21 protein-coding genes are annotated in these 23787 nt (G+C 50.5%); 12 read left to right on the top strand and 9 right to left on the bottom strand.

Annotation, left to right across the window (positions count from 1 at the left end; genetic code table 11):
* The first annotated feature begins 112 nt into the window (after positions 1–112).
* Together AACR41_RS08365 and AACR41_RS08360 are read left to right on the top strand one after the other, a co-directional pair.
* On the top strand, positions 113–865 hold the full coding sequence (locus AACR41_RS08365) for a YebC/PmpR family DNA-binding transcriptional regulator (RefSeq protein WP_030006978.1): 753 nt from the start codon (positions 113–115) through the stop codon (positions 863–865).
* 155 nt (positions 866–1020) lie between these two features.
* Positions 1021–2259, top strand: a complete 1239-nt coding sequence (locus AACR41_RS08360; protein ID WP_030006977.1) for a GAF domain-containing sensor histidine kinase — start codon at positions 1021–1023, stop codon at positions 2257–2259.
* On the opposite strand, the gene dapF is transcribed toward AACR41_RS08360, so the two are convergent.
* On the bottom strand, positions 2256–3101 hold the full coding sequence (dapF, locus tag AACR41_RS08355) for a diaminopimelate epimerase (RefSeq protein ID WP_030006976.1): 846 nt from the start codon (positions 3099–3101) through the stop codon (positions 2256–2258). The genes AACR41_RS08360 and dapF overlap by 4 nt on opposite strands.
* A gap of 41 nt (positions 3102–3142) precedes the next feature.
* Here dapF and AACR41_RS08350 point away from each other — a divergent pair, with 41 nt between their 5' ends.
* The 6 genes from AACR41_RS08350 (at position 3143) to AACR41_RS08325 (ending at position 7627) form a co-directional block, all read left to right on the top strand.
* Positions 3143–3352: an Hfq-related RNA-binding protein gene (locus AACR41_RS08350; RefSeq protein ID WP_030006975.1), complete on the top strand. Its 210-nt coding sequence runs from the start codon at positions 3143–3145 to the stop codon at positions 3350–3352.
* 64 nt (positions 3353–3416) lie between these two features.
* Positions 3417–4331: a M23 family metallopeptidase gene (locus tag AACR41_RS08345; RefSeq protein ID WP_030006974.1), complete on the top strand. Its 915-nt coding sequence runs from the start codon at positions 3417–3419 to the stop codon at positions 4329–4331.
* A gap of 155 nt (positions 4332–4486) precedes the next feature.
* On the top strand, positions 4487–6115 hold the full coding sequence (locus tag AACR41_RS08340) for an ABC1 kinase family protein (protein WP_012307258.1): 1629 nt from the start codon (positions 4487–4489) through the stop codon (positions 6113–6115).
* A gap of 113 nt (positions 6116–6228) precedes the next feature.
* Positions 6229–6966 (top strand): serine O-acetyltransferase, encoded by a 738-nt coding sequence (gene cysE / locus AACR41_RS08335; protein WP_012307259.1) that lies wholly within the window; start codon positions 6229–6231, stop codon positions 6964–6966.
* Between the two features lie 173 nt (positions 6967–7139).
* On the top strand, positions 7140–7400 hold the full coding sequence (locus AACR41_RS08330) for a DUF4258 domain-containing protein (RefSeq protein WP_030006973.1): 261 nt from the start codon (positions 7140–7142) through the stop codon (positions 7398–7400).
* The gene (locus AACR41_RS08325; RefSeq protein WP_030006972.1) at positions 7397–7627 is read left to right on the top strand and encodes a DUF2283 domain-containing protein; all 231 of its coding nucleotides are present in this window, start codon (positions 7397–7399) and stop codon (positions 7625–7627) included. The genes AACR41_RS08330 and AACR41_RS08325 overlap by 4 nt, the downstream gene beginning before the upstream one ends.
* A 42-nt stretch (positions 7628–7669) precedes the next feature.
* Here the strand turns inward: AACR41_RS08325 and AACR41_RS08320 are convergent, their stop codons facing one another.
* The 5 genes from AACR41_RS08320 to AACR41_RS08300 all read right to left on the bottom strand — a co-directional run bounded on the left by AACR41_RS08320 (position 7670) and on the right by AACR41_RS08300 (position 11823).
* Positions 7670–8140, bottom strand: coding sequence for a CRR6 family NdhI maturation factor (locus AACR41_RS08320; RefSeq protein WP_030006971.1), 471 nt, complete (start codon positions 8138–8140; stop codon positions 7670–7672).
* A gap of 11 nt (positions 8141–8151) precedes the next feature.
* Positions 8152–9171 (bottom strand): ABC transporter ATP-binding protein, encoded by a 1020-nt coding sequence (locus AACR41_RS08315; protein ID WP_045441903.1) that lies wholly within the window; start codon positions 9169–9171, stop codon positions 8152–8154.
* Positions 9172–9186: 15 nt separating this feature from the next.
* Positions 9187–9699 carry a Fur family transcriptional regulator gene (locus AACR41_RS08310; protein WP_030006969.1) on the bottom strand — a complete coding sequence of 171 codons (513 nt, stop codon included), beginning with the start codon at positions 9697–9699 and terminating at the stop codon, positions 9187–9189.
* A gap of 177 nt (positions 9700–9876) precedes the next feature.
* Entirely contained in the window at positions 9877–11364 is a 1488-nt protein-coding gene (locus AACR41_RS08305; protein WP_030006968.1) for a nucleotide-binding protein, read from the bottom strand.
* A 54-nt stretch (positions 11365–11418) separates the two neighbouring features.
* Entirely contained in the window at positions 11419–11823 is a 405-nt protein-coding gene (locus AACR41_RS08300) for an Npun_F0494 family protein (RefSeq protein WP_045441899.1), read from the bottom strand.
* A gap of 303 nt (positions 11824–12126) precedes the next feature.
* Here AACR41_RS08300 and bchB point away from each other — a divergent pair, with 303 nt between their 5' ends.
* Together bchB and fmt are read left to right on the top strand one after the other, a co-directional pair.
* Positions 12127–13653, top strand: coding sequence for a ferredoxin:protochlorophyllide reductase (ATP-dependent) subunit B (bchB, locus tag AACR41_RS08295; RefSeq protein WP_030006965.1), 1527 nt, complete (start codon positions 12127–12129; stop codon positions 13651–13653).
* A 137-nt stretch (positions 13654–13790) separates the two neighbouring features.
* A complete protein-coding gene (gene fmt / locus AACR41_RS08290) occupies positions 13791–14777 on the top strand; it encodes a methionyl-tRNA formyltransferase (protein ID WP_030006964.1) in 987 nt (328 codons plus the stop codon).
* Positions 14778–14846: 69 nt separating this feature from the next.
* On the opposite strand, the gene AACR41_RS08285 is transcribed toward fmt, so the two are convergent.
* The 3 genes from AACR41_RS08285 to proS form a co-directional block, all read right to left on the bottom strand.
* On the bottom strand, positions 14847–16046 hold the full coding sequence (locus AACR41_RS08285; RefSeq protein ID WP_030006963.1) for an HhoA/HhoB/HtrA family serine endopeptidase: 1200 nt from the start codon (positions 16044–16046) through the stop codon (positions 14847–14849).
* 212 nt (positions 16047–16258) lie between these two features.
* On the bottom strand, positions 16259–16561 hold the full coding sequence (locus tag AACR41_RS08280; RefSeq protein WP_200870496.1) for a DUF29 domain-containing protein: 303 nt from the start codon (positions 16559–16561) through the stop codon (positions 16259–16261).
* A gap of 194 nt (positions 16562–16755) precedes the next feature.
* Complete coding sequence (gene proS, locus AACR41_RS08275) at positions 16756–18561, bottom strand: proline--tRNA ligase (RefSeq protein ID WP_030006962.1); 1806 nt, start codon at positions 18559–18561, stop codon at positions 16756–16758.
* A 388-nt stretch (positions 18562–18949) separates the two neighbouring features.
* Between proS and AACR41_RS08270 the strand changes: the two genes are divergently transcribed.
* Positions 18950–21664: a cation-transporting P-type ATPase gene (locus AACR41_RS08270; RefSeq protein WP_030006961.1), complete on the top strand. Its 2715-nt coding sequence runs from the start codon at positions 18950–18952 to the stop codon at positions 21662–21664.
* Between the two features lie 203 nt (positions 21665–21867).
* Positions 21868–23664: a pyruvate kinase gene (gene pyk / locus AACR41_RS08265; RefSeq protein ID WP_012307271.1), complete on the top strand. Its 1797-nt coding sequence runs from the start codon at positions 21868–21870 to the stop codon at positions 23662–23664.
* Positions 23665–23787 lie beyond the last annotated feature (123 nt).

Raw genomic sequence — 23787 nt, 5'->3', positions numbered from 1 at the left:
GTGGATTACCTAAGGTAAAGTTTTACTGACAGGTTCAAAATCTGCTGTGTATTGGTGGCCTGTTATGGTTTAAGAAGAAAGCAACAGTGATGATTTGATTTGAGCATTCACCATGGCTGGACATAGTAAGTGGGCAAATATTAAACGGCAAAAGGCACGGGTTGATGCCAAGAAGGGGAAAACGTTTACTCAGTTATCCCGGGCGATCATTGTTGCGGCTCGCCATGGTCTCCCTGATCCGGCGGGGAATTTTCAACTCCGTACTGCCATTGAAAAGGCAAAGGCTGCGGGTATCCCCAATGAAAATATCGAACGGGCGATCGCCAAGGGAGCGGGTACCTATAATGATGGCGAAGCCAATTACGAAGAAATCCGTTACGAAGGCTATGGGGCCGGGGGCGTGGCGATTTTGATCGAAGCCCTCACCGACAACCGCAACCGCACAGCGGCGGATTTACGTTCTGCCTTTAGCAAAAATGGTGGCAATTTGGGAGAAACGGGTTGTGTGAGCTGGATGTTTAGCCACAAAGGTGTGGTGACTCTCACGGGCGACATTGATGAAGAGGCACTGCTGGAGGCATCTTTGATCGGCGAAGCAGAAGGCTATAGTGCCATCGAAGACAGCGATGAGGTGGAAGTCCTCAGTGCCGTTGAGAACCTAGAACACCTCAACCAAACCTTGCAGGATGCAGGCTTTACGGTAAAAGAGGCGGAGTTGCGCTGGTTCCCGGAGACAGAAATGAACCTCACCGACGAAGTACAGATCCAAATGATCCTCAAAATGATCGACACGATCGAAGCCCTTGATGATGTGCAAACGGTCACCAGTAATTTGGCGATCGCCCCAGCCTTTGCGACCCTCTAAAGGTCATTTAAAAATTGAGCCAAAGTGATCCCCTAGCGACAGAGACTTGATTTGAAGGCTCCTTTGAGGTTTCAGGGGCGCACAAAATATTTCTAGTTTGGGTACCTTGGAGAGAGAAAATAATCTTTTCACAGCAGTAAGGAAATCCTGAAGTGATGCGAACCCCCGAACCTTTGCCCCATGAAGCAGAACGCCTCAAATCATTGTTCCAACAGGATCTTTTAGATACCCCCCAGGAGCCTGAATTTAATCGCATTGTCAACCTCGCGGCGCGACTGTTTGGGGTCAAAATCGTTCTGATTTCCCTCGTGGATGATTGTCGGCAGTGGTTTAAGGCTAAGGTCGGCTTAACGGCAACGGAAACCCCCCGCAATGTTTCCTTCTGTGGCCATGCGATTCGAGAGGCAGACATTTTTGAAATCCCGGATACCTTGGCCGATGAACGCTTTTGGGACAATCCCCTGGTTACTGGAAAACCCTACATTCGTTTCTATGCGGGTCATCCCATCCGCTCTGGGGACGGCTATCCCCTGGGTACCCTGTGTTTAATTGATGAACAACCCCGTAAATTGACGGCCACTGAACGGGAACTGCTGCAAATGCTGGCGCACCAGGTAGAAGATTTGCTCCGTTTACGCCGTAATCTAAAACGCAAGCAAAACAAGATTAAGCTGCTCACGGTGCAAGTGCAATCCCTAGATCGAAGCAATAACCTCAAGGATCAACTGTTAGCGGTGTTGTCCCACGATCTGCGCAGTCCCCTGATTAGTTTCCGGTCGGTGATAGAACTCTTGGCCGCCCAAGCCCTAGAACCAGAGGAGCTAGAAATTTTAATTCCCGAAGTCTGCAACAAGTTTGACCAAACGGAAATGAAGGTGATGCAGATGTTGCAATGGGCGCAGCAGCAACTCCAGACAGAAGTGGTTCCCATTGAGATGATCAAAGTCGAGGCGATCGCCGACCATGTGTTGCCCTGGTGCCAGGACTGCGCCCAACGAAAAAATGTGACCTTACAAGTTGAGCTGGAACCCCAATTACAAGTCCTAGGCAATTTGGAACTGATCGGGGTTGTGCTGCGTAATTTCCTGGGCAATGCGGTGAAATATTCCCGTCATGGTGAAACGATCACCTTGTTCGCGCGCCGGAGTGGTCAATATGTGGAATTGGGGGTCAGGGATACGGGGCTGGGAATGAAGCCCGAAACCCTTAAAAAAATTCGTAGCCATAGCTATCAGCTGTCAGCCCCAGGCACCGACAATGAGAAAGGGACTGGCCTGGGGTTATTGCTCTGTCAGACTTACCTCAACCAGATGGGCACGGCCCTAGAGATTGAAAGTCGTTGGATGGAAGGATCGACGTTTTCGTTTCGCTTGCCGATCGCCCCAAGAGCCTAGAGGGTCACTTGACCCTGGAAGCTAATGGCTGCTGGCCCAGTCATATAGATGTGATTGTCTGCCGCTGACCATTCGATCTGGAGACAACCCCCCGGTAGTTCTACGGTACAAAGGCGATCGCAATGGCCCGTTAAGACCCCAGCCACCACCGACGCACAGGCCCCTGTCCCGCAGGCAAGGGTAATTCCCGCGCCCCGTTCCCAGACCCGCATTTTGATATAGTCGGGACGAACCACTTCAATAAATTCAGTATTAATCCGTTGGGGAAAAGCCGGGTGGTGCTCAAAATCTTTACCAATCACCTCTAGGGGGATTGCCGCCACATCTTCGACAAAGGTAATACAGTGGGGATTCCCCATGCTCACACAGGTCACCGTCCAGGTTTTTCCGGCGACGTCGAGGGATTGATTCACCGCCTGAGCGTTACTGTCTTTGAGGGTAGTGGGAATATCTGTTGCTGTGAGGATCGGTTCACCCATATCAACCCGCACCAGTTCGTCGGCTTCTAACCGGGGTCGAATCATCCCCGCTAGGGTATGGATGCTGTAGGTTTTACCGGGCGAATTTCCTCCCTCTAGGTGGTCAATGAAGCGGGCTAAACAACGAATCCCATTGCCGCACATTTCCGGTTCAGAGCCGTCGGAATTAAAAATGCGCATGGTATAGTCGGCACCAGCCTGGCCTGGCAGAGCGAAAATCACACCGTCAGCACCAATGCCAAAGTGGCGATCGCACAGTTGAATGGCTTGCTCCGGAGTGACGAGGGGCGTCGTTTGCTGGCGATTATCCAGCAGAATAAAATCATTACCCAGACCTTGATATTTCGTAAATTCCAGCACCATACTTGTCGGTTAAGCTAATCAATAAAAGTTAATTCGCCATTATGACAGAATTTAATACGGGCTATCCGAGTGTGCGTCGAATCCAGAGCTTCGTCAAAGTAAAGGGGGAAGTGGAGATTAAACTCCTTACCAATGATGTCATTATCGGCCGAATTTTATGGCAAGATCCCCACTGTCTTTGTGTCGTTGACCGCAGCTCTACGAAGGAATTTATGATTTCTCGCCAGGCGATCGCCTACGTCAAAGCTTAAACTGTCGGTAAACTTTTTCGTCTGCGATCCGTCCCTCTAATCTGTTGACCTAACGCAATTTACCATGACTGTTTCTTTCCCCCGTTTTCTCCCCCTCGTTGCCAGCCTTGCCCTAGTTGTGGGGTTTTCAGAATCAGCCACCAGCGAACCGCAACTCCAAGTCACAGTCAATCCCAGCAGTCCCAAACTTGGGGAGAGCATGGCCGTAATCATTGATCCCCCCGGCACCCTCGATCCCCAACAGGCCGATACTTTAACGGTGCGCTTTACCAAAAGTGGCGCGACCCAGGCCGATACTTACCCCATTTTCCCCCTCGATCCGGCCGGCGATCGCTACCGAGCTTTAATTCCGACATCTCCCCTCGAATCCCACGGCAAAACCCTCCTCCAGGTGAGTGATGGCAATGAAACCCGCAACCTCGCCGTTTGGATCCAAGACCGCCGTTTCCCGACCCAACGCATTACCCTTTCTGGCAGTGGCTCTGGCCCTGCAACCCAATACGAACTTGATCGCGTCGCCGCCCTCAAAGCTATCGTCTCCCCCACAAAACATTGGAATGGCCCTTTCCTGCGGCCGAATAGTGGTCGCGTTTCAACGATTTTTGGCGTACGGCGCTACTACAATGGCGTTTTTGCCCAAGATTACTACCATCGCGGCATTGACTATGCAGCAGGCTATGGTTCTCCGGTGGTTGCGCCTGCCGCCGGTAAAGTGGCCCTGATTGACTTCGAGAAAAATGGTTTTAAAGTACACGGCAATACCGTCGGTATTGACCATGGCCAGGGCGTCATTAGCGTTTTCCTACACCTCAACAGTATTCCCAGCAACCTCAAGGAAGGAGATTTTGTCCAAGCAGGTCAAGCGATCGGCACCGTCGGTTCTAGTGGTGCTTCCACCGGGCCTCACCTCCACTGGGGACTCTATGTCAATGGCGTGGCGATCGATCCAGAACTTTGGCGTAACCAAACGGTTCAATAACCTACTTACAAAAATCTGCTGCCATTTGTTCTGGAGCCCAAGGTAAAGTCTGGGCTAGGCATTTTTGGGGACAAATGAATAACTTGATGGAGGCGCTTCCCTCTAAAAAAACTAACGTATAGTAGAGACCAAGCTAATTCTACATCGGGTGTTCCATGGTTTTTTCTCTGACCCAGAGCAGTTCACGCCAGCGGGAAATTATTGAAATTGTTTTCAGTAATGGTTGGGACTTCATGAAGAGTCTCCTGACTGGTGGTAAAGCCGATAAACCACAGATCCCCCCCCCTGAAGTTTTTCGCAATATTCTGGTGGAGCTAGGGCCTTTTTATGTCAAGCTCGGACAGCTTCTGAGCACTAGGCCCGATCTTCTACCCCCGAAATACATTGAGGCCCTCACTGCCCTCCAAGCCAAAGTCCCCACGGTGCCTTGGTTTGAAATTGAGCAAACCATTCGTCAGCAACTTTCCCAACCCCTCGAAGACGTTTTTCAAGAAATTAATCCCAACCCCATTGCAGCGGGTTCCATTGCCCAAATCCATCGGGCGGTTCTGCGGAATGGTCAAGCTGTCGCCTTGAAGGTACAACGGCCAGGCATCGATCAAATCGTCGCCCAGGACATTGCCCTCATCAAAGGGATTGCAGAACTCGCTGCTCTCACAGAATTTGGCCAAGATTATGATGTAATTGCCCTCGCAAAAGAGTTTACAAAAGCTGTCCAGGCGGAGCTCGATTTTCGTACTGAAGCAGGTTATACCGATCAGCTCCGGCGCAATTTAGCGAAAAGCAGTTGGTTTGATCAACAAAAACTGACGATTCCAGAAATTTATTGGGAGCTGACCACCGAAAAGCTGCTGGTTATGGAATGGCTCGATGGCAAGCCCTTGCTGGAAGCGGAGGTCACTTCAGAAAAACAACGTCAAGCAATCACGACAATTTTGTTTCGGGCTTTTTTCCAGCAAATTTTTGTGGATGGTTTTTTCCATGCTGATCCTCACCCCGGTAATATTTTCTACCTCGATAGTCAGACGGTGGCGTTAATTGATTGTGGGATGATTGGCCGCCTCGATCCGCGCACCCAAAAACTACTGACAGAGATGCTACTGGCCATTGTGGATATGGATGCCCAGAGCTGTGCCCAGTTGACCCTAGAACTATCCGAAGGGGCGCACACGACGAACTTAGCCCGCCTAGAAGCCAACTATGATCGCCTGCTGCGTAAATATTACGACCGGAGCTTAACGCAATTGAATTTTAGTGAGGTGTTCTATGAAATTTTGCAGGTGGCCCGCAACAATAAGGTTAAACTGCCGGGAAATTTGGGTTTGTATGCCAAAAGTCTCGCCAATTTGGAGGGAGTCGCCCGCAGTTTTAATCCAGAGGTTAATTTACTCGATGAGATTAAGCCCCTGATTACCGATATTTTCCGACGGCAATTGGTGGGGGATACTCCGTTTCAGACTATGTTCCGCACGGTCCTCGATCTGAAAACCATTTCTTTGCGATCGCCGCGCCAGATTGACGTGATTCTCGACCGCCTCAGCTCAGAAACCCTCCAGTGGAATTTAAACCTGCGGGAACTCGATGGCCTGCGCCGTAGCATTGACGACTCCGCTAATCGCCTTTCCTTTAGCATTGTGGTGGGGTCATTAATCATGGGAGCCGCGATCATTACCATTTCGCCGAACCGTCAGTTAATGATTGTGAATGAAATTTTGTTTGCGGCAGCCAGTCTTTTAGGATTGTGGCTAATCATTAGTATTTTGCGGTCAGGACGCCTAAAGTAAATATCCCCTGGGTGATGAAATCTAAAAAATTGCCCCAGGCAGAACAACCAAAGGATACTATAGAAAATGGCCTTGACCTTTGGCATGAATTATCGCTCTGATTAGAATTCATTATGCTCTCCACCCTCTTCGCCGACTTCCGCATTATTTTTGAACGAGATCCCGCTGCGCGTAACTGGCTTGAAGTTCTATTTTGCTATCCGGGCCTCCAAGCGCTGTTGTTTCATCGCGTCTCCCATGCCCTCTATCGCTCTGGTCTGCCGTTTATCCCCCGGTTTCTCTCCCACATCGCCCGCTTTTTAACGGGGATTGAAATTCACCCAGGTGCCCGCATTGGCCACGGAGTTTTTATTGACCATGGTATGGGCGTTGTTATTGGTGAAACGGCCATTGTCGGTGACTATTGCTTGATCTACCAAGGCGTCACCCTCGGCGGTACAGGGAAAGAGAGTGGAAAACGCCATCCTACCCTCGGCGAAAATGTAGTCGTTGGTGGGGGAGCTAAGGTACTCGGCAATATTGAAATTGGGAATAACGTGCGCATTGGCGCGGGATCAGTGGTTTTACGCCATGTGCCTTCGGATTGTACAGTAGTTGGCATTCCGGGGCGGATCGTCTATCGTTCTGGGGTCAAGGTGAATCCTTTGGAACACGGCAGCCTACCCGATTCGGAAGCAACGGTGATTCGTACCCTCTTAGACCGCATTGAAGCCCTAGAAGAACAAGTACAAACCCTCCAAGGTCAACAGCAGCCGGATCTTGTGACAGCCCACCGTCGTCAAAATCACAAAGATAGCTGTCGCTTGTCTGACCGAGAAATTCAACAATATTTAGATGGTGCAGGCATCTAAAATTTAGGTAGCTTGATTTGTTTGATCAATAAGCTTTGAGATAAATTGCTTAGGACAAAAGGGAAGCTCGATTAATTTTTGTTTTGACGATTTCTTGAGCCTGAAACAACGAGGGTGCGTTGCTGATCTAGCGAAATTTTGAATTTTTCGAGGTTCTCAAAAGACTTTCGATCATGGAATTTATATTTTCTCACCACGCCCTAGAAGAAAGTAAAAAGCGTGGGATTCCCCTCGAATTGGTCGAGTCAGTTCTTGATAATCCTCAGCAGATTTTTAAACAGAATGAAACAATAACAGTTTATCAATCCCAAGTTACTTTTGATAATGGCAAAAAATACTTAATTCGTATTTTCATGAATACGATAGTTGATCCCAAGAAGATTGTCACTCTTTATCGTACTAGTCAAATTAAAAGATATTGGAGAGCCGAATGAAAATTAAGTATGATCCTGAAGTTGATGTGTTGCGCATCACCTTAAAAGATGTAGCTATTGAGGAAAGTGGCGAAGAAAATCCTGGCATCATTCTTGACTATGATCAAAAAGGCCAGGTCATTGGCATCGAGATTTTACAAGCTTCAAAACGCATTGATAATCCCCAGGCCATTGAATACCAAATCCTACCAATATCTATGGCTGCGGTGACAGAACCAATGGCTTAGTCTGTCCGAATATTACTCGTTCAAAAGCCAGATCAAATTTCCCTAAAGACTATTTAAAAAGTCGTCGTCTAGTTCGTAGCCTAATAATTGGGCGATCGCCTTTACTCGTGACTGGGGTTGAATGCCGAATTTCGGTAAAGTTTCGCTGAGGCAAAATACTTTATTCATCACAAAAATTTCGAGGGCTTCGGGGTTATATTGAATCCCTTCGGTGCGATGAAATTGATGGGGCACGAGCATCGCCGTATAGCGGGCTAATTCCCCTGCTTTCCAGTCGAGGAGGAACGGAAACCAAGGAAAGATCGCATCGAGACGCACAAACCAGAGACGAATTTCTGGAATTTCTGAAAGTTCACGGGGATCATTCGCTTCCTGGGGAAAATCAATCTTTAACTGAAACTTTTGCTCATGGTCTGCGAGGGCCTCATCGAGCAGGATCGATTGCACCAGGGTTTTCAGGGGGGCCAAATTAAGACTGAGGATGTCGCGTTGGGGAATTTTGATCTCTGCCATGGTTGCTTTGGTCAACAGTTTTCCCATTGTAAAGCTTGGAGATGGGCGCTGAGTGCTCCAAGGCTCATGAATTGCACTTGGCGATCGCCCTGGGACAAAAGCCAGCGAGTCGGCTGTTCCTGGAGATCGAGGCGCAATGGACAAGGCGTTTGTACCGCTTCAAAACCCAGACGCATTAAAGCACGTTCCGTCCAAGTGGCTGCCAAACCTTGACCCATAAATTGGATCGGCGATCGCCGCTGGTACTGTAACTGAAACTGACCACTCATTTGGTCAAAATAAAAGCGATCGCTACTAAAGGTTGCTCCCAAATATCCCTCTAGGGCTAATTCCTCCGGTGTACCCACTACTAACCTTTGGCTGGGGGTAATGAGCCAGAGCTGATCCGCGCTCCGCAGGGCTAAATCGAGGTCATGGGTCGACATCAAAACGGTGCGCCCTTGTTGGTGCGCCAAAAACCGCAGCAGTTGCATCACTTCCACCCGGCGGGGCACATCGAGATAGGCCGTCGGTTCATCCAGCAACATCAAATCCGTCGCCTGGGCCAAGGCCCGCGCAATCATCGCTTTTTGTCGTTCCCCGTCGCTAATATTGTTCAGGGGTTGGGCCTGGAGATTTGTCAAACCCACGGCGGCGATCGCCTCCCGGACAATCTGTCGATCCGTTGGTCCCAAACGCCCTTGCCAATCGGTATAGGGATAACGCCCCAAGGCAACTAATTCCGTAACCGACATCCAGGCGAGATCAACCCGCTCCGTTAAAACTAAGCTGAGGCGTTGGGCACGCTGGGCCGCATTGAGTGCCGTCAGTGGTGTACCGTTCAGCCAAACTTGACCCGCTTGGGGCGCTTCAAGACCTGCCAATGTCCGAATCAAGGTTGATTTTCCTGATCCATTCGCGCCCACTAAACAAACAAACTGACCCTGGGCGATCGCCAGATTCAAATCCTGAAGTAAGGCCCGCCGTTGGTAGCCTACCGTTAAATTTTCCGTGACCAATAAAGGCGATTGGGGCTGCAATGTTACTGTCAAATGCGATCGCCTCGATTAATGGAGGTGGGTTTGGGCTTTTTCCCGCGAACAGACCCAATCGTGGGGGAGTGCCGAGGGCCAACCCATCAAGCGAGCCTCCGGGCAAATGGTGGTGATCGTTAACTGGCAATCGAGTAACTCGAACCCCTGCTGTTGGCATTGAGCAATGCTGTGTTTGTTGATTGCGACATCCTCAAACTCAATGGTTTTATTGCACTGGACACAGACTAAATGGTGGTGGTGCGCCTGGGACTGGTTCAGTTCATAATGCTTATGGCCTTCTGCTAGCTCCAGCTCCCGTAAAATGCCCATGCGAGTCATGAGTTTTACGCTACGGTACACCGTCGAGAGACTAATTTTTTCCTGTTGCTCCAATAGCTCATTGTGCAAATCTTCAGCGCTGAGGTGTTCACCCTTCGGCAAATTTAGAAAGGTGCGGAGAATTTTTTCCCGCTGGGGCGTTAACCGCCACCCTTTAGCATTGAGTTCGGTCTTGAGGGCGCTTACGTCGTAGGAAGGTACCAGCATATTTTTCAACAAGTTCAGCTTATTGACAATAATAAACGCCCTTTTCTACTTTTGCAACAATCTGGCCTTATTGCGAATAAATACTAACATTCAGGTCACCATCGGCCCCAAAAGGCGATCGCCTGCTGTAATCTACGCCAACAAAAATATTGCCCCTTTTTCATCAACCGAGGACGATTAATCGGCATCCTCTAATAAAATCGTCGGATCAACATATTGCTCAAGGTGATTGGCGAGGGCTTCGAGGATTGCTTCTTGCCGTTCGTTGAAATTGGCAATACCTGTCGGTAGAGAAGCAAGTCCCCGTTTTTGGCGGAGGGCATTGAGCCAAAAGCGACACCAGGGGCCATTATTAAACAAACCTTGCAAGTATACGGCCCAGATGTTTTGACTTTGGTTAACAAGACCCAGATTTGGGGTTTCAAAGAGTTGGGTATAACCGCTACTGGGAGCATAATTCAGGATGTCACAGGGGAGGGTCATGCCATTGAGGGGAAGATTTGGAAAGGGGAAGCGCGAAAATGTTTCGGCGGGGAAGAGGGCGGCCTTGGTATGGGGTTGGCTATCAAAGGGCGTTAAACCGAGGGCTGGTTGAAAATCACCACTAGGGAGGGCAATTTTTTTGCTGAGGAGATTGGCACCATTGCCGATCCCTAACACCGTGCCGCCTGCATTGACATATTGCTGTAGCTGTTGGGGATAGCCGTATTTGTGGAGATAGTCGAGGTCGGCGATCGCCTGGCTGGTGTGGGGCACAATCACCGCATCGGGATAACCCAGGGTCTCGGTCGGATTAATAAATTCCAACTGTACCGAAGCCTCACCCATCAGGGCATCAAAGTCTGCATAGGGACAGAGGTGAGGGAGCTGGATTACCTGCAAGCGCAGTTTATTTTGGGGTAAATTGACAGGGTTATGGGCAACGGTAGTACAGAGGCTTTCGGGGTCAAAGGCCAGATTTTGGAGAGGCCGAATATAGCCGAGGACGGGTCGTTTGAGATGTGTTTTGACCCACTGACTGGTTTGGGTTTCTTGGGGGCGATCGCCTTGCCACTGATTGAAGATTACCCCCCGAATCAGTTGACGATTTTCTGGGGAAAGCCGTTGCCAGAGGCCCCAGAGCTGATTGATGGCCCCTTCATGGGTGCAGTCAATCAAAATAATACCCGTGACGGGCGTCTCTAAACCCTTGAGAATCTCAAAATTTTGGTCGGTATCGCTGGTGAGGGGATGGTAAAGACTGTCGCGATAGCTATCGAATAGCAGCACATCGTATTTCGGCGGCAATGCCATCAAACATTCTCGAATCAGCGGTCGCGCAATATCGTAATAACTATCGTAGTAAGCCGTTCGTTTGACAGTACCAATCCCCCGCCCTTGAATCAGCAGTTGAAATTTAGGCTTTGGTTCACCAGGGGGGCTACAGGCTTTTAGTAAAACTGGGTTGAGATGGGTTGTTGGTTGAATTTTTGCGGCCCACGCTTGCCAAGCCGCTGATTGACTGACTTCTGCGTCGGCACTGACCCGATAACCTTTTGTGATTTCCGTTTGACTTTGGAAAGGAACAACTCGCAACCCTTGCCGAGTTAGGGAACGGGCCAGCGCCGTAATTAACCATGATTTTCCAGACCGACGACTAGGGCTAAAAATGGCGATCGCCCGCATGAAGCTTCCTCACATTAAACCGAAAGATAGATGCATAGATTTAGATTGTACAGTCTAGACCGAAAACCGACTCAGCCAACGTTGTAAAGCATTTTTGCACCGAGCCAACCACGACACCTTTACCACCTGGGGGGCCGCTTGCCATTGGGCCAACACCTGACGACCCAGGGGCGTTAAGCGAAAACTATCTGTCAAACCTTGACCATCGACCTCCCGCCGGAGCAATCCCACTTGAATCAGCCACATCATCAACTCTTCCACGGCCCCTTCCGGCAGCGATCGCCCACTATAACCCGCCCGGAGTCCAGCTTCTCCAGCAATGTCAGGGAGTGCCACACTCTGATCTTTCATCGCTGCCAGCAGTTCCCACCGGAGCGGTGTGCAAGCAAAAGCCACCAGTGCCCGCTGTATTGTTTCAGGAGCATATTGAATGGGTTTTGGTGTAAAAACTTGGGTCATGGCTGGGAGCAGAGACAATTGCAATCAAACGAAATTCATTAATAAAGTGCATTGTATATCCTTCCCCAAAGTTCTTGACGGCGAATCATCATCGAGGCAAAGCTTGAAATTCGTCGAAAGAAACAGATGATGACCCTTTATTCGTAGAGATATCCCTTGAAATGAAACCATTTTCTTTGCGAGATACATCGTTTTATTGACTTTTGTTTTCTTCTCCGAGAACCCGAAAATCATTTGCGAAAATGACACTGACTGAGATCACTTTTGATCACAAACCAGTTTTTTTTGGGAGTAAAAATACCTATGAAACTTGCCTATTGGATGTATGCAGGCCCAGCCCACATCGGCACATTACGCATTGCCAGTTCTTTTAAAAATGTCCATGCGATTATGCACGCTCCCCTAGGCGACGATTACTTTAATGTGATGCGTTCGATGTTAGAACGGGAACGCAATTTCACCCCTGTCACCGCCAGCATTGTGGATCGGAATGTTCTGGCGCGGGGCTCCCAAGAAAAAGTTGTTGATAATATTGTCCGCAAGGATCAAGAGGAACGACCCGATTTAATTGTCTTGACCCCCACTTGCACTTCAAGCATTCTCCAGGAAGACCTCGAAAATTTCGTCGCCCGCGCCCAATTGGATGCCCAGGGAGACGTCATCCTGGCGGATGTGAACCACTACCGGGTTAATGAACTCCAGGCTGGCGATCGCACCCTCCAGCAAATCGTCCAGTTTTATATCAATAAAGCAAGAAAAAAAGGTGACTTAGCCACTGAGAAAACCCCGCAACCGTCGGTGAATATTATTGGGATTTCGACCCTTGGTTTCCACAACAACCACGACATCCGCGAACTAAAGACTTTGATGGCCGAGTTGGGGATTAGTGTGAATTTAGTAATTCCTGATAAGGCCTCTGTCCATGATTTGAAAAAATTGCCCCAGGCCTGGTTTAACCTCGTGCCCTACCGGGAATTGGGCCTGCCCACGGCAAAATATTTAGAACAAGAATTTGACCAACCCTATGTAGACATTACACCAATGGGCGTTGTGGAAACGGCCCGTTGCATCCGCGCGATCCAGGGGGTGATTAATGACCAGGGAGCCACGGCAGATTATGAAGCCTTTATCGAAGAACAAACCCTCCATGTGTCCCAGGCCGCTTGGTTTAGTCGATCCATTGATTGCCAAAATTTAACGGGCAAAAAGGCGATCGTCTTTGGGGATAATACCCACGCTGTGGCAATGACGAAAATTCTGGCGCGGGAAATGGGCATCCATGTGGTGCTGGCGGGAACCTATTGTAAATATGATGCTGACTGGTTCCGCCAAGAGGTGAACGAATACTGTGATGAGATCTTAATTAGCGAAGATCACGGCGAAATTGCTGATGCGATCGCCCGCCTAGAACCCGCTGCCATTTTCGGTACCCAGATGGAACGCCACGTGGGTAAGCGGCTGAATATTCCCTGTGGCGTGATCGCCGCCCCGATCCACATCCAAAACTTCCCCATTGGTTATCGGCCTTTCGTGGGTTATGAGGGCACTAACCAAATCGCGGATCTGGTTTATAACTCCTTTACCCTAGGCATGGAAGACCATTTGCTCGAAATTTTCGGCGGCCACGATACCAAGGAAGTCATTACCACAACCATGTCGGCCAGTTCTGATCTGAATTGGACAACGGAAGCCCAGGGACAACTGAACAAAGTCCCCGGATTTGTGCGGGGCAAGGTGAAGCGCAACACCGAAAAATATGCCCGCGCCCAGGGACTGAGTGAAATTTCCCTGGAAGTGCTCTATGCCGCTAAGGAGTCTGTCGGTGCTTAACAAGGCCCCCCTGCCCCCAGTTTGGGGGAGATTTAGGAGCAGTTCAAAAGACCGATGAGGTTTGCATAATCGCTAAGGTCGGGGGAGATCTGCGCTAAAGTGAAAGGCTGATCGCACGCTTGGTTGCTCTTTTTCCCATGCTTAAAGTTGTCTTTTTCGGTACGCCTCAGTTTGCAGTGCCCTACCTAGAAGCCCTTTTGAATCACCCGGACATTGAAGTGCTGGGAGTTGTCACCCAACCGGATAAGCGGCGGGGTCGGGGTAGTCAACTGATTCCGTCGGCGGTAAAAAAGGTGGCGATCGCCCATGATCTTCCCGTCTGGCAACCGAAGCGCATCAAAAAAGATCCTGAAACCTTAGCGATTCTCGAAAACCTCCAAGCCGATGTGTTTGCGGTGGTCGCCTACGGGCAGTTGCTCTCGCCGCAAATTCTCCAGATGCCCCGACTCGGCTGTGTCAATGGCCATGGTTCTCTGTTGCCGAAATATCGCGGTGCGGCCCCAATCCAGTGGAGTCTCGTTCGGGGGGAAACAGTGACGGGGATGACCACCATGCTCATGGATGAGGGGATGGATACCGGGGCAATGCTCCTCAAAGCCGAAACGCCCATTGATCTTTGGGATAATGCCCATGATTTGGCGGTGAAATTAGCGACCTCTGGGGCGGCTTTACTGACGGAAACCTTAATTCAACTAGCCCAGGGAAACGTCACCCCCATCCCCCAGGAGTCAGACCAAGCCACCTATGCGCCGTTGATTCAGAAAGAAGATTTTCAGCTAGATTGGCAAAAAGGGGCGATCGCCTTACATAATCAAGTGCGCGGTTTCTATCCCAACTGCCTCACCACCTGCCGCGATAAACCTTTAAAAGTTTTAGAAACGATCCCCCTCGTGCCGGAATGTTTTGCGCAATATCCCGCAGCATACAAACCCCTCAAGGAATTTGTTGGGAACACAGGGAAGGTTGGGGAAATTGTGGCGATCGCCAAAAAATTTGGGCCAATTATTCAAACTGGGGACAGACTCCTACTGCTCAAACAGGTGCAACCCAGCGGCAAAAAACCCCAGTCCGGTTGGGATATGGTCAATGGGATGCGCTTAAATATCGGTGAATCCTTGGGCTAGAAAGCAAAAAAAATCCCCAGGTTGTGAACCCGGAGACCTTGGGGGAAATTTCAACTGAAAAAACTGAACTTAGGAAACCCCTTGCATTTGTGCCGTTCTCAAGGTGAGCTCTGAGGTGCGATCGCCCCGGCGCAGTTCCACTTTCAAGCTGGCATCAACGCCGCTCTGTTCCACGGTTTCCTGGAGTTGTTGGGCATTGGCGATCGCCTTACCGTTGATTTTTGTAATCACATCGCCCCGACGCAGACCCGCTGTTTCTGCTGGACTACCCGGCACCACACCCAGCACCAGCGCTCCGTTTACTTCCGGTAAGAGCACGATGGAATTGGGGTCAGCATTATTTTCCTTAGCCATTTCTGGGGTGAGGCTCACCATCCGAATCCCGATGAAGGGATGGGGTACTTCTTTCCCAGCGGCGAGGGTCGGTTCAAGATCCTTGGCTTTGTTAATCGGGATCGCAAATCCAATGCCCATCGCATCCCGGCGGATCGCGGTGTTAATCCCAATCACTTCACCGTCGGCGTTGAGGAGGGGGCCACCGGAGTTACCGGGGTTAATGGCGGCATCGGTCTGGAGGAAATCGACCCGCTTATCGGGAATCCCTGCCTGGGCCGAAGACCGTTCTAGGGTACTGATAATGCCGAGGGTAACAGTATTATTCAAACCCACTGGATTCCCTACGGCGATCGCCCAGTCACCCACCTGCACAGACCCAGAATCACCGAGGGGAGCCACAGGAATAGACTCATTTTTGGGGTCAATTTTGACGACGGCCAGATCGGTGACTTCGTCGGTACCCTTTACTTCCCCTTCAAAGCTGCGGCCATCTTTTAGGGTGACGGTAACTCGATCAGCGCCGCTCACAACGTGGGCGTTGGTGAGGATCACCCCAGACCGATCGGTAATAAACCCAGATCCTTGTCCGGTAACCACCTGGCGCTGTTCATCGGGAAATTGCATCCCAAAGCGATCGCCAAAAAACTCCCGGAAAAATGGATCATTCATAAACGGGTCTTGGAAGCGGCGCACCACAGTTTTTTCTGTGTCTAGACGCACCACCGCTTGCCCTGTCCTGGCCACCGCATCGGCGACAAAACTTCGACCTGCTGCTACGGGTACCGCTGCCACTTCCTGGGGCGGATTGGTATCAGCTAAAGGTTGGTTGAGGGTTTGGCTAGAGCCTTGCATTGCCCCGAAGGTAATGGCACAGCCCACACAGAGGGCAACAATGTGGGTTGTAAATCGTTGGACAAATTTTGATCGTCTCATAGAAGTTTTTCTATCCAGTCTGTATAAAGTTTTAGGATGATGGCCACATCAAGCCGGGCGTTGGAGAGACACCGCAGGAGGTTTTATCGTCAATCTTAGCAATTGAATTCTCCCGGTTTAGGTGAGGTTTCCCCGCCATTACTAAACCCTGAGTCACAATTTTTGACGTAAATTTGCTGGTTTTGGTTCACAAAAATGGAGATTATAATGGCTTAACCCAAACCAAGAATCTGTTCTAGATCGTAGGGAGATTCCTGGGGAAAGCTGTCTTGGGATAAACCTGTTTCTGCCTTTGTCCGTTGCCGTGCCGTGGTGTAGGCAGAGGCTAAAATCTGCTGTAAATAGGGCCGCAGACTCGGAGAATCTTCTAACTCGTCAATAATGCGGCGACGGTGCTCAATGATCGTTGACTCCCAGCTACCAGAATGTTTCTCTGCCTGAAAGTCCCACTTCAGTAAGTGCATCAACAAAATGATCAAATTACTCTTGAGGCGGTGGCGATCGCGTTTACCCATCGATTCTATTTCATCGATTAGATGTTCCCAATCGATGAAATAGAATCCCGGAGGCGCAATTTTTCGAGGGTCTGTTGCAGCCAAAGTTGATAATCTTGGTCGTAGGTGATGTCGGGAATCCTAGGCGTTTGAACCATGGCTAAAAAAGGGGAAATCGCTTAACCCTAGGGCCATTATAACGATTCCCCAGGGGCTTACTGGCATGCGGCTTCGACCCAATTTTTTAAGGTCGCAACCACAGCATCGAGATCAAGATCTTGGCAATCGCCTTCTTTGCGGCGCACCACTTCCACCTTGCCATCCTTGAGGGATTTCCCTGTGACAACCCGGAAAGGAATGCCAATCAGTTCTGCATCCTTAAACTTCACCCCGGCCCGTTCGTTGCGGTCATCAAGGATGGTTTCAACTCCAGCGGCGTTGAGATCGGCATAGAGTTTTTCTGCGGCTGCCATCTGTTCTTCACTCTTAACATTGGGCACGACTACCACAGCATGGTAGGGGGCGATCGCCACGGGCCAGATAATGCCATTTTCATCGTAGGATTGCTCCACTGCTGCTTGAGCCAGCCGGGAAACGCCAACCCCATAACAGCCCATCACCAGGGGTTGTTCTTTACCATTTTCGTCGGTAAAGGTGGCCCCCATAGCCTCGGAATATTTTGTCCCCAGTTGGAAAATGTGGCCCGCTTCGATGCCCCGCGCTGTTTGGAGGATTTGGGTCGGATCATGGACAGCGCGATCGCCTGTCTTTGCTAACCGCACATCTATTTGCAAGGCCGGTAGCTTAAACTCTGTACCCCAATTTGCACCAAGGACGTGGTAATTTGTTTCATCAGCACCCGTGACAAAGTTTTCCAATGTCGCCGCAGTGGGATCAACGAAGCGTAAAAATTCGCCTGAAACCGCTTTATTTTTAGCAATACAATCATCTGCTAACGCCGGGGAGATGTAGCCCAAAGGTAATGCTTTTGCGGCCCATTTTTGTTGGGCTTCGACATCGGGTACCGTTAAGGAAATGACAGTTTTTGCATCGTAATTAGACGCTAATTTTGTCAACTCATTCTGCAACTTAACCTCGTTGACATCTTGATCGCCCCGAATTGAGATCAAAGCTAAAACTATTTTGCCATTGTTATAAACCACCTGATAAAGGACATTTTTAACGACACAGGTGGGGGAACAATCTAGGAACTTACACAGGGATTCGATGGTAGCTGTGTTTGGGGTTTCGCGCTTTTCAAAGCTGTTGAAAGGAGAGGCGATCGCCTCAACGGGCAGAGACACGGCTTTCTCGGTATTCGCGGCGTACTTTTCGTCTTCGGTGTAGAGAATTTCGTCTTCCCCGGCATCGGCGAGGATCATAAATTCCTGGGAACCAGAACCACCAATGGCCCCGGAGTCGGCTTCTACCGCCCGGAATTGTAGACCACAGCGACGCAACATATTACGATACGCTTGATCCATGTCTGCGTAGGTTTTTTTGAGGCATTCCTCAGAAGCATGGAACGAGTAGCCGTCTTTCATGATGAATTCCCGCCCGCGCATCAAGCCAAACCGGGGTCGAATTTCATCGCGGAATTTCGTCTGAATCTGGTACAAATGCTGGGGCAACTGCCGATAGGAGCGAATCATGTCCTTGGCAATGGTGGTAATCACTTCCTCGTGGGTCGGTCCTAAACCCAACTCTCCATCCAGGCGATCGCGCAGGGAAAACATAATCCCTTCTGCCTGGGTATAGGTATCCCAACGGCCCGATTCTTGCCAAATCTCTGCGGGTTGCAACTGGGGTAACAGGGTTTCCTGGGCACCGGTGGCATTCATCTCTTCCCGGACAATCTGGGATACCTTCTGGAGCACGCGCCACATCAACGGTAGATAAGCATAAATCCCCCGCCCAATCCGCCGGATATAGCCGGCCCGCAGCAGGAGCTTGTGGCTAGGAATCTCCGCATCGGCGGGATCTTCTCGGAGGGTAACGAACAGACTTTGGGAAAGGCGCATGGTTATTTTGAGTTTTTCGTGACAGCTAATGGAATGAACCATCGCCCATTATGGATTACTTGCTGCCATTTTAGAATCGGGGGCCTGGTCAAAATGTTGTCGGCAGCCAACTTTTCTCCTTAAAAAAACAAGGGGGCTCAATAACTTAATTGGCAATAAAAAGATAAAAAGAAATCACTTTTTGGGATTTTCAAAAATTAGCTTCAAAGAAACCGAACAGGCTTTATCACTGAGGATTTGACAACAAAAAAGTCCACAAAGAAATTATTGACAAGTTGAAAATTGGATTTTTCAAGGAAAATTTAATAATTTAACTACGTAATTTTATAAAACTAAATTGCTAGAATTTGGAGGATCAAATTTGCAGGTTAATTTTTAAGCTTAAGTTATGCCAGTGTCATCATCACTTCCTCCCTGCCATACCCAATCAGAGGCCGAATTAATTCAATCCCTAAAGAGCGATGCAGAACGGGGATTATCGCCAGAGGCAGTGGCCCAGCGTTACGAGCAGTATGGTTGGAATGAGTTGCAATTTCGAGGCGGTAAGCCCGCTTGGTTACGTTTTTTGTTGCAGTTCCACCAGCCGCTTCTGTACATCTTAATCATCGCCGGAAGTATTAAGGCGGCCTTGGGTTCCTGGACGAATGCTTGGGTTATCTGGGGAGTCACTTTCATTAATGCGGTGATTGGCTATATCCAAGAGGCTAAGGCGGAAGGGGCGATCGCCTCCCTCGCCAAAGCAGTCACCACCGAAGCAATGGTCCTGCGGGAAGGCAATACTCTGCGGATCCCGTCACGGGATTTGGTGCCTGGCGATATTGTGCTGTTGGCTTCCGGGGATAAAGTCCCGGCGGATTTGCGGTTGCTCAAGGTGCGGAACCTCCAAGTTGATGAGTCAGCTCTGACGGGGGAAGCGGTGCCCGTCGAGAAAAAGTTAGGTCTTTTACCCCTAGATACGCCCTTAGGCGATCGCCGCAATATGGCCTATGCGGGAAGCTTTGTCACCTTTGGTCAGGGTACAGGTATCGTCGTGGCGATCGCCAATCAGACAGAAATGGGGCAGATTTCCCAATCCATGGAGAAGCAGGTCAGTTTAACCACACCACTGACCCGAAAATTCACCAAATTTAGCCATTCTCTGCTGTATGTGATTTTGACCCTGGCGACCCTCACCTTTGCCATTGGTTGGGGCCGGGGGGGCGATCTCGCCGAGATGTTTGAAGCTGCCGTAGCCCTGGCCGTGAGTGCGATTCCCGAAGGATTACCCGCCGTAGTGACGATTACCTTGGCGATTGGGGTGAACCGGATGGCCCGCCGTCACGCCATTATTCGTAAATTACCCGCCGTAGAAGCTCTCGGTAGTGCCACGGTGGTCTGTTCTGATAAAACGGGCACCCTCACGGAAAATCAGATGACTGTCCAGGCGATCTATGCCGGGAATGTCCATTTCAAAGTGAGTGGCAGTGGCTACAGTCCGAAGGGAGAAGTTTACCTGGCCGCAACCGGTGATGATGGGGATGCCAGCTTTGAAACCCTGCCCCCAGTCCTGGCAGAATGTCTCACCGCAGGGTTGCTCTGCAACGATTCCCAACTGAAACAAACGGGCGATGATTGGTCTGTGGTGGGCGATCCAACGGAAGGAGCCCTGATTACCGCAGCGGCCAAGGCGGGTCTCAGTCAGGTGGGTTTAGACGCTCAACGGCCCCGACTCGATTCGATTCCCTTTGAGTCGGAATATCAGTACATGGCGACACTCAATGATGGCGCGGGGCGAACAATCTATGTGAAGGGGTCAGTGGAATCGCTATTGCGCCGCTGTGAAACGATGTTATTGGACGATGGTCAGGCGATCGCCCTCGATCCTGCAGCCATTGAAGCCGTAGTAGAGACCATGGCCACCAAAGGATTACGGGTTCTCGCCTTTGCGAAAAAAGAGGTGAGCAGTCACCAACACAGCGTTGACCATGAGGATCTCACCACAGGTCTTGAGTTTTTAGGGCTCCAGGGAATGATTGATCCCCCCCGACCGGAGGCGATCGCCGCTGTCCATGCCTGCCAAACAGCAGGAATTAACGTCAAGATGATCACCGGTGATCACATTGCCACCGCCAAGGCGATCGCCCAACGCATGGGAATTCGCACCGGAGAAACAGTCATTGCCTTTGAGGGTCAAGACCTCGAAAAAATGGATCCTCAAAGTCTGGCCGAGGCCGCCGAAACTGGGTCGGTCTTTGCCCGGGTTGCCCCAGCCCAAAAACTTGCCCTCGTCGAAGCCCTCCAGAAAAAAGGCGATATCGTCGCGATGACGGGCGATGGCGTGAACGATGCCCCAGCCCTCAAACAAGCCGATATTGGCATTGCCATGGGTAAAGGCGGCACCGAGGTGGCCAGGGAATCCGCCGATATGCTGCTCACCGATGATAATTTTGCCTCCATTGAAGCTGCCGTCGAAGAAGGACGCACCGTTTACCGCAATCTCCGCAAGGCGATCGCCTTCCTCTTGCCCGTCAATGGCGGTGAATCCATGACAATCTTGATCAGTGTCTTGTTGGCGCGGGATTTGCCCATTCTGTCTTTGCAGGTGCTGTGGCTGAATATGATCAACTCGATCACCATGACTGTGCCCCTCGCCTTTGAAGCCAAGCCCGCCGGGATTATGCAATCGCCCCCCCGCAATCCCAACGAACCCCTGATCACCCCCAAGCTGCTGCGACGGATCGGGATTATTTCCATCTTTAACTGGATTCTGATCTTTGGCATTTTTGAATGGATCAAAACCAGCACCGGCGATTTAGCCCTCGCCCGCACCATGGCGATCCAAGCCCTCGTTGCCGCTCGGATCATCTATTTACTGAGCATCAGTCAACTAGGCCGTAGCCTCCTTCGCTACATCAGCGGCCAAACAAAAACCATCATCCAAGCCCCGCTCCTGTTGGTTGGCATTGCCGTCGCCGTCGCTTTGCAGGTTGCCTTTAGTCAATGGGGCCTGATGAATCAACTCTTTCAGACAGCTCCCCTCACCTGGCAACAGGGATTAATCTGTGTACTGCCGATGTTACCGATGATCCCCACGGCGATCGCCGCTAACTATTTAGACACCTGAGACCTGAAGGAAAACCACAAAAATAAGGGGAAGATTCTCTGGCTTCCCCCTTGTTCACCAAAAGCTTCCACCGACAGACCCTAGAGCAGATCCCATCGAGATTCCCAAAATCTCCCAGAACTCCCCTGCCACGTATAGAAAGAAACGTCAACTTTTGGGATAATATGAGGCTTGTTTTCCCAACTGACCCGAGAAAGTTCACTATGCCCTCTAGAGAAATGCCCCGCCGCACCAAGATCGTCGCCACCATTGGCCCTGCGACTAGCAAACCAGACGTTCTCCGGGAAATCATCGAAGCAGGGGCAACTACTCTACGGCTAAATTTCTCCCATGGTACCCATGATGACCACCAACGCAATATTCGTCTGATTCGACAAACCGCCTTTGAACTGAATCAACCCGTTGGCATTCTCCAAGATCTCCAGGGGCCAAAAATTCGCCTCGGTCGCTATGAGAGCGACTTTATCACCCTCAAAAACGGCGATCCCTACATCATCACAAGTCGTGAGGTGCCCTGTACCCAAGAAGTGGGCTACGTCAGCTACGACAAGCTAGCGGAAGAAGTTCCCGAAGGCTCCACCATCCTCCTCGACGATGGCAAGGTAGAAATGAAGGTCGAACGGGTCGATATTGCCGCAAAAAATCTCCACTGCCGCGTGGTCGTCGGTGGCAAACTCTCCAATAACAAAGGGGTCAATTTTCCTGGGGTCTATCTCTCCGTCAAAGCCCTCACCGATAAAGACCGCGAAGATCTCATGTTTGGCCTCGACCAAGGGGTCGATTGGGTCGCCCTCAGTTTTGTGCGCAATCCCCAGGATGTCCTGGAAATCAAAGAGCTCATCGCCAATGCCGGGAAAAATGTCCCTGTGATCGTCAAGATCGAAAAACACGAGGCGATCGAACAGATGGAGGCTATTCTGTCCCTTTCCGATGGTGTTATGGTCGCCCGGGGGGATCTTGGGGTCGAGCTGCCCGCCGAAGACGTGCCCATTCTCCAGAAAAAACTCATTGCCACTGCCAACCGCTTCGGGATTCCTGTGATTACCGCCACCCAGATGCTCGATAGCATGGTGAGTAATCCTCGCCCCACCCGCGCCGAAGTTTCCGATGTGGCCAACGCGATTTTGGATGGTACCGATGCGGTGATGCTTTCTAACGAAACTGCTGTGGGTGAATTCCCCGTAGAAGCTGTGGCGACCATGGCAACCATCGCCAAGCGCATCGAAAAGGAACCCGACGGCATTCAAAAACAACCTTCTGATAAAAAATCGATTCCCAATGCTATTTCTGCCGCCGTCAGCCACATTGCTGGACAGTTAGATGCAACGGCGATCATGACCCTCACCAAGTCTGGAGCAACGGCCCGAAACGTCTCTAAATTTCGCCCAGCAACGCCGATTCTTGCTGTCACCCCCCATGTGGATGTGGCCCGTCGTCTCCAGTTGGTCTGGGGGGCAAAGCCACTCCTTGTTATGGATTCTCCGTCAACGACCCAAACTTTTAAGGCGGCGATTAATGTGGCCCAGGAGAGCGGTTTTCTCCATGAAGGGGACTTGGTGATCATGACAGCGGGGACGCTCCAAGGGGTGTCTGGTTCTACAGATCTCATCAAAGTCGAAATGGTGCAGGCGGTGCTCGGAGAAGGCATTGGCATTGGTCAAGGGGCGGCCAGTGGTCGTGCCCGGGTCGTGAATCAAAGTGAAGATATCAATGATTTTGGCCCAGGAGAAATTCTCGTTGCTCGGTCTACGGATGCGGCCTATGTGGAAATGATCCGTAAGGCCAGCGGCATCGTGATCGAAGAACCAAATCAAAATTGTCACGCGGCAACTTTGGGGATGCGGTTGGGTATTCCGGTGATTGTCGGTTTTAAGGAAGCAACTCAGTTAATTCGGGATGGCTCGATTATCTCCATTGATGCCCGTCGAGGCACTGTTTATTCTGGGGTAAATGTGAGCCTTGGGGATGCTGTGGGTGGCACCAAAATGTCCCTGGCTTAAGCCCAGGCGATCGCAATTATCACTTTTATCATCCGGCGGCCCCAACAATATTTGGGGCAATTTTTTGGGGTTGGAACAATTACGATATCCTAGGGGGTGTGTTGGTGATCGCCATCGAGATCC

The sequence above is a fragment of the Picosynechococcus sp. NKBG042902 genome, assembly GCF_963864045.1.
Taxonomy (GTDB): Bacteria; Cyanobacteriota; Cyanobacteriia; order Cyanobacteriales; family MRBY01; genus MRBY01.
Note: the sequence above shows the minus strand (reverse complement) of the source record. Positions and strands in the feature narration are given on the sequence as shown.

Bases quoted from the DNA above. Each gene is read 5' to 3' on its own strand.
- AACR41_RS08365 (WP_030006978.1), top strand. From the start codon at position 113: ATGGCTGGACATAGTAAGTGGGCAAATATTAAACGGCAAAAGGCACGG.
- AACR41_RS08360 (WP_030006977.1), top strand. From the start codon at position 1,021: ATGCGAACCCCCGAACCTTTGCCCCATGAAGCAGAACGCCTCAAATCA.
- dapF (WP_030006976.1), bottom strand. From the start codon at position 3,101: ATGGTGCTGGAATTTACGAAATATCAAGGTCTGGGTAATGATTTTATT.
- AACR41_RS08350 (WP_030006975.1), top strand. From the start codon at position 3,143: ATGACAGAATTTAATACGGGCTATCCGAGTGTGCGTCGAATCCAGAGC.
- AACR41_RS08345 (WP_030006974.1), top strand. From the start codon at position 3,417: ATGACTGTTTCTTTCCCCCGTTTTCTCCCCCTCGTTGCCAGCCTTGCC.
- AACR41_RS08340 (WP_012307258.1), top strand. From the start codon at position 4,487: ATGGTTTTTTCTCTGACCCAGAGCAGTTCACGCCAGCGGGAAATTATT.
- cysE (WP_012307259.1), top strand. From the start codon at position 6,229: ATGCTCTCCACCCTCTTCGCCGACTTCCGCATTATTTTTGAACGAGAT.
- AACR41_RS08330 (WP_030006973.1), top strand. From the start codon at position 7,140: ATGGAATTTATATTTTCTCACCACGCCCTAGAAGAAAGTAAAAAGCGT.
- AACR41_RS08325 (WP_030006972.1), top strand. From the start codon at position 7,397: ATGAAAATTAAGTATGATCCTGAAGTTGATGTGTTGCGCATCACCTTA.
- AACR41_RS08320 (WP_030006971.1), bottom strand. From the start codon at position 8,140: ATGGCAGAGATCAAAATTCCCCAACGCGACATCCTCAGTCTTAATTTG.
- AACR41_RS08310 (WP_030006969.1), bottom strand. From the start codon at position 9,699: ATGCTGGTACCTTCCTACGACGTAAGCGCCCTCAAGACCGAACTCAAT.
- AACR41_RS08305 (WP_030006968.1), bottom strand. From the start codon at position 11,364: ATGCGGGCGATCGCCATTTTTAGCCCTAGTCGTCGGTCTGGAAAATCA.
- AACR41_RS08300 (WP_045441899.1), bottom strand. From the start codon at position 11,823: ATGACCCAAGTTTTTACACCAAAACCCATTCAATATGCTCCTGAAACA.
- bchB (WP_030006965.1), top strand. From the start codon at position 12,127: ATGAAACTTGCCTATTGGATGTATGCAGGCCCAGCCCACATCGGCACA.
- fmt (WP_030006964.1), top strand. From the start codon at position 13,791: ATGCTTAAAGTTGTCTTTTTCGGTACGCCTCAGTTTGCAGTGCCCTAC.
- AACR41_RS08285 (WP_030006963.1), bottom strand. From the start codon at position 16,046: ATGAGACGATCAAAATTTGTCCAACGATTTACAACCCACATTGTTGCC.
- AACR41_RS08280 (WP_200870496.1), bottom strand. From the start codon at position 16,561: ATGGGTAAACGCGATCGCCACCGCCTCAAGAGTAATTTGATCATTTTG.
- proS (WP_030006962.1), bottom strand. From the start codon at position 18,561: ATGCGCCTTTCCCAAAGTCTGTTCGTTACCCTCCGAGAAGATCCCGCC.
- AACR41_RS08270 (WP_030006961.1), top strand. From the start codon at position 18,950: ATGCCAGTGTCATCATCACTTCCTCCCTGCCATACCCAATCAGAGGCC.
- pyk (WP_012307271.1), top strand. From the start codon at position 21,868: ATGCCCTCTAGAGAAATGCCCCGCCGCACCAAGATCGTCGCCACCATT.